The sequence below is a fragment of the Pelomonas sp. KK5 genome, from assembly GCF_001984095.1.
Taxonomy (GTDB): domain Bacteria; phylum Pseudomonadota; class Gammaproteobacteria; order Burkholderiales; family Burkholderiaceae_C; genus KK5.
This window is the reverse complement of the sequence record NZ_LYVQ01000343.1, coordinates 1-4,662: the sequence shown is the minus strand read 5'-3', so window position 1 is coordinate 4,662 and position 4,662 is coordinate 1. Positions and strand designations below refer to the sequence as shown.

The 4,662-nt window shown below is 70.1% G+C and carries 5 protein-coding genes and 1 pseudogene; all 6 read right to left on the bottom strand.

The genetic code is table 11. The annotated features are described in order from the left end of the window. The coding region (locus B0W88_RS29875) for a hypothetical protein (protein WP_144007069.1) at positions 1 to 253 on the bottom strand (253 nt) is incomplete at its 3' end. A 5-nt stretch (positions 254 to 258) separates the two neighbouring features. Beyond that, entirely contained in the window at positions 259 to 1,116 is an 858-nt protein-coding gene (locus tag B0W88_RS29870) for a CoA ester lyase (protein WP_077038156.1), read from the bottom strand. A gap of 27 nt (positions 1,117 to 1,143) precedes the next feature. Next, on the bottom strand, positions 1,144 to 2,373 hold the full coding sequence (locus tag B0W88_RS29865; RefSeq protein WP_077038155.1) for a diguanylate cyclase: 1,230 nt from the start codon (positions 2,371 to 2,373) through the stop codon (positions 1,144 to 1,146). Between the two features lie 98 nt (positions 2,374 to 2,471). Next, complete coding sequence (locus B0W88_RS29860; RefSeq protein ID WP_077038154.1) at positions 2,472 to 3,797, bottom strand: TRAP transporter large permease; 1,326 nt, start codon at positions 3,795 to 3,797, stop codon at positions 2,472 to 2,474. A gap of 4 nt (positions 3,798 to 3,801) precedes the next feature. Beyond that, the gene (locus B0W88_RS29855) at positions 3,802 to 4,347 is read right to left on the bottom strand and encodes a TRAP transporter small permease (protein WP_077038153.1); all 546 of its coding nucleotides are present in this window, start codon (positions 4,345 to 4,347) and stop codon (positions 3,802 to 3,804) included. Further along, positions 4,344 to 4,662: pseudogene (locus B0W88_RS29850) on the bottom strand (C4-dicarboxylate ABC transporter); the annotation flags it as partial. The pseudogene B0W88_RS29850 and the gene B0W88_RS29855, both read right to left, overlap by 4 nt.

Genomic DNA, 4,662 nt, shown 5'->3' with positions numbered 1-4,662 from the left:
GCTTCGCCATCGACAGCGGCGGCTGAGGCTGGGGCAGGGCCGCGCCGGCCAGCGCCCTCCACTGCCCTTCCTCGAGGCGCCAGCTGCGGCCTTCGGCCAGCGCGACGGGCTGGCCGTCCACGCTCGACAGCGACTGCACCGCCGCGGGCGGCGCCGGCACATCCAGGGGCCGCACGGTCGCCAGGCTCTCGGCGCGGGCCAGGCTGGCGGTGAGGAGAAGGAGGCCGGCCAGCAGCCGCAGCGTTCGGAGCATTGGGGTCAGGTCTTGTCAGGGTGAAGCGACAGCAGGCGCTTTGCGCGCGCCAGGAAGGGCGCGTCGATCATCTTGCCGTCGACGACGAAGGCGCCGCGGCCGGCGGCCTCGGCTGCGCCCGCGGCGGCGACGATTCGACGGGCATGGTCCAGTTCGGCGGCAGCCGGCTGGTAGATCTCGTTGAGCACGGCGATCTGCCGCGGGTGGATGCAGCTCTTGCCGACGAAGCCCAGGGCACGGGACATCCCGGCCTCGGCGCGCAGCCCGGCCTCGTCCTGGATGTCGGCGAAGGCGCCGTCGCAGGCGGCCACGCCGGCCTCGGCCGCGGCCATCGCCACCTGGAACATCACCGCATGGACATTGGCCGGCGAACGCCGCGCGATGCCATAGGGCTCGAACAGGTCGCCCAGGCCCAGCTGCAGGCCCCAGACACGCTCGTGCGCGGCGGCGATCTCGACGGCGTTGCGCAGCGCGCGCGGGGTCTCGATATTGGCCAGCAGGCGGATGTCGTGCGTGCTGCCGGCCAGCGCCTGCGCATGGGCCAGCGCGGCGGCGGCGGCGCGCACGTCGGCGCCGGACTCGGGCTTGGGCAGGTTGATCATCGCCAGCGCCGGGCCGACGACCGCCTGCACGTCGGCCTCGAAATGGGCCGAGCCCAGTGCATTGACGCGCACGATGATCGTCTTGCCGCTGCGCTGCGCCGCCTCGCTGGCGAGGAAGTCGCGCACGGCGGCACGCGCCGCCGCCTTGCCCGATTCCGGCACGGCGTCTTCCAGATCGATGGACAGGGCATCCGCCTCGCTCGCCAGGGCCTTGGCGAAAAGCTCGGGGCGGGCGCCGGGGACGAAGAGTTTGCTGCGCATGACCGGGCAGTATCCGCGGCCCGGGAGTTAAGAAAAGTTGCCTGCGACAGTTTTAGAAGATGAATTTTCTATCGTCTCGATCAGCCGCACGGTGGCCGTCGGGTCGGCCAGCAGCACGCGGTTGCGGCCGCCCCGCTTGGCGTCGTAGAGCGCGCCATCGGCCAGCATGTACAGCCGGGTGGCCGACAGGCCGCTGTTCGAGGCCGCCACCACCACGCCGGCAGACACCGTCACCGCGATGCGCCGGCCATCGCCGGCCTGCACCGCCATCTGCTCGACGGCGAGACGCACGCCCTCGGTCAGGCGCAGCGCGCCGGGCGCGTCGGTGGCTGGCAGCACCAGGGCGAACTCCTCGCCGCCCATGCGGCCCAGCACGTCGGAGGCGCGCAGCCGCCCGCGCACCGCATCGGCGAAGGCCCGCAGCACCTCGTCGCCGCCCTGGTGGCCGTGGCAGTCATTGACGCGCTTGAAGTGATCGATGTCCAGCAGGCAGAAGGCGACCGGCGAGCCCTCGCGGCGGCCGCGTTCCAGCGTGTGGGCCAGCAGGGTGTCGGTGGTGGTGCGGTTCAGGCAGCCGGTCAGCCCGTCCGTCGTCGCCATGGTCTCCATGCGCAGCGCCACGCGCTCGAAGCAGGCCAGCACGAAGCCGAAGCCGGCCCCCAGCAGGCACAGGAAGCTCAGCAGGATGGCCAGGCCCGAGATCAGGTCGCCCTGCAGCAGGTCGCGGTGCTCCTCGGGCCGCAGCATCGCGTCCACGCTGCGCAGGTACAGCGTCAGCGTGGTGACGACCAGCATCAGCGCCACGCTGCGCATCGAGCCGGCGCCGGTGCGCCAGCCGCGGATCAGCAGCAGCGAGGTCACCGGCGTCAGCAACCCGGCCAGCATCAGCGACACCAGGGCCGTACGGGCCGGCCGCTCCCAGTCCATCATCGCCGGCAGCATCGCGCAGCACAGGCCGACAGCCGGCCAGTAGAAGCGCGGCAGTTCGGCGTCCAGCAGGTAGCGGAAGACCGCGCGGCTGTAGAGAGCGGCGCTGAGCAGGAACAGCGCATTGCCGACCAGGATCGAGACCCATGCCGGCATCCAGGGGCGCAGGAACAGCAGGGCGAAGCCGCCCAGCATCGCCAGCCCGCCCTGGGCCCAGGTGCGCACCTCCGGCTGGCGCAGCGTCCCGCGCTGGGCCATCCAGAGCTGCAGGGACAGCATCAGGAAGCCGGCGAACAGCGTCACCAGCAGGGTCGGGACGTCGATCCTCACAACGAAGGCCCTCCTCCTGAGCTCGCCCCATTCTGAGCCTTGCCGCAGGAAAAAGCACCGATGAAATGGAGCGTTAGCGCCGGAGTGGCTTCAGCGCATCACTGGCTCATCACCGCATCGGGAAGCGCGGTGGCGATCGAGGGCACCAGGCAGATCAGCAGCACTGCCGCGAACATCAGCAGCACGAAGGGAATCACGCCGCGGACGATCTGCGCGAGCGTGATGTCCGGCGCGATGTTCTTGATCACGAAGATGTTCAGGCCCACCGGCGGATGGATCAGCCCGGCCTCCATCACGATGGTCATCAGGATGCCGAACCAGACCAGGTCGAAGCCGGCGGCCTTCAGCGGCGGCAGGAAGATCGGCGCGGTCATCAGGATGATGCTGACCGGCGGCAGGAAGAAGCCCAGCACGACGACCATCAGCAGGATCGCCGCCAGCAGCACCCATTTGGACAGCTGCATCGCCACGATCCACTGCGCCGCCGACTGGCTGATGTGCAGGTAGCTCATCACGTACGAGAACAGCAGCGACATGCCGATGATCAGCATCAGCATCGTCGACTCCTTCAGCGTGGCGGCCAGGATCGGCGCCAGGTCGCGCGGGCGCCAGACCCGGTAGATGCCGGCGATCAGCAGCAGCGCCAGCAGCGCGCCCAGGCCGGCCGTCTCGCTGGGCGTGGCGAAGCCGCCGTACAGCGCCACCATCACGCCGGTCAGCAGCAGCACGAAGGGGATCACCCGAGGCAGCATCTCGAACTTCTGGCGGCGGGTGAACTGCTCGCGGTGCAGCAGCGGCGAGTCGGGCGCGGCCATCGCATGCTCCCTGCGGTAGCGCCACATCGCATAGCCCGCGAACAGCGCCACCAGCAGCAGGCCCGGCACGATGCCGGCCAGGAACAGGCGGCCCAGCGACTGCTCCGCGGCCACCGCGTAGAGGATCATCGTGATCGACGGCGGCAGCAGGATGCCCAGCGTGCCGCCGGCGGCGATGATGCCGGCCGCGAAGCCCGGCGAGTAGCCGCGCCGGCGCATCTCCGGGATGCCGGCGCTGCCGATGGCAGAACAGGTGGCGGGGCTCGAGCCCGCCATCGCCGCGAACAGCGCGCAGGCCAGCACGTTGGCGATGCCCAGGCCGCCAGGCACGCGGCCCATCCAGGCGTGCAGCGCCGCGTACAGGTCCTGGCCGGCGCGCGAGCGGCCGATGGCGGCGCCCTTCAGGATGAACAGCGGGATCGACAGCAGCGTGATGCTGGCCATCTCCTCGTAGACGTTCTGCGTGACGGTGTCCAGCGCCGAGGCGGGCATGAAGCCCATCATGAAGACGACGGCCACGCTGCCCAGCGCGAACGAGATCGGCGCGCCGGAGAACATGAACAGCAGGGTGGCCGCCGCGAACAGCAGGCCCAGGGTCAGTGGAGACATCGCGTTACTTGCGCAGGCCGTTGAAACGCGCCGTCAGCTGCACCAGCAGCTGCAGCGCCAGCAGCGACATGCCGGCGGCCATCAGCGAATACGGAATCCACAGCGGCGGGGCCCAGGTGGACGAGGTCGTCTGGCCCTCGCTCCAGGCCTCGTGGAACAAGGTCCAGGACTTCCAGGCGAAGAAGCTGCAGAACAGCAGCGCCAGCAGGTCCACCGCGGCCAGGCGCAGGCGGTTGAGCAGCGCCGGCAGCAGGCCCGCCACGGCCTCGATGCCCACATGCCCGCGCAGCGACTGCACGAAGGCGCCGGTCAGGAAGGTGGCGCCGACCAGGCAGAACACGGCGGCCTCGTCCTGCCAGTCGGTGGACGCCTTCAGCAGGTAGCGGGTGACGACGCTGGAGGTCAGCACCAGCGCCGCCACCAGCAGCGCGACCATGCCGATCACGACCATCATCGCGTTGACCGCGCGAAGCGCGCGGGCCAGCGGCATCAGCAGCGCGGGGGTGTCGGGATCGATCGGGGCGACGAGGGACGAAGGCGCCTCGTTCATAGCAGCTTCTGTGCTGCCTTCAGCAGCGCGGCGCAGGACTCGTTCTTCTCGCCGAAGTCCTTCCACGCGGTGTCGCGCGCGATCGCCTGCCACTTCTTCAGCACGGTGGCGTCCATGTCGTAGACCTTGGCGCCGGCCTTCTGGTAGATCTCGGCCACCAGCTTGTCATCGGCCTTGGCGGCGTCGCGGGCGAAGACTTCCAGCTCGGCGCCCACCGCCATCACGATGTCCTGCTGCGCCTTGGGCAGCTTGTTGAAGACCTCCTTGGAGATCATCAGCGGCTCCAGCATGAACCAGTAGGTCTTGTCGCGGCCG

Bases quoted from the DNA above. Each gene is read 5' to 3' on its own strand.
- B0W88_RS29860 (WP_077038154.1), bottom strand. From the start codon at position 3,797: ATGTCTCCACTGACCCTGGGCCTGCTGTTCGCGGCGGCCACCCTGCTG.
- B0W88_RS29855 (WP_077038153.1), bottom strand. From the start codon at position 4,347: ATGAACGAGGCGCCTTCGTCCCTCGTCGCCCCGATCGATCCCGACACC.
- B0W88_RS29870 (WP_077038156.1), bottom strand. From the start codon at position 1,116: ATGCGCAGCAAACTCTTCGTCCCCGGCGCCCGCCCCGAGCTTTTCGCC.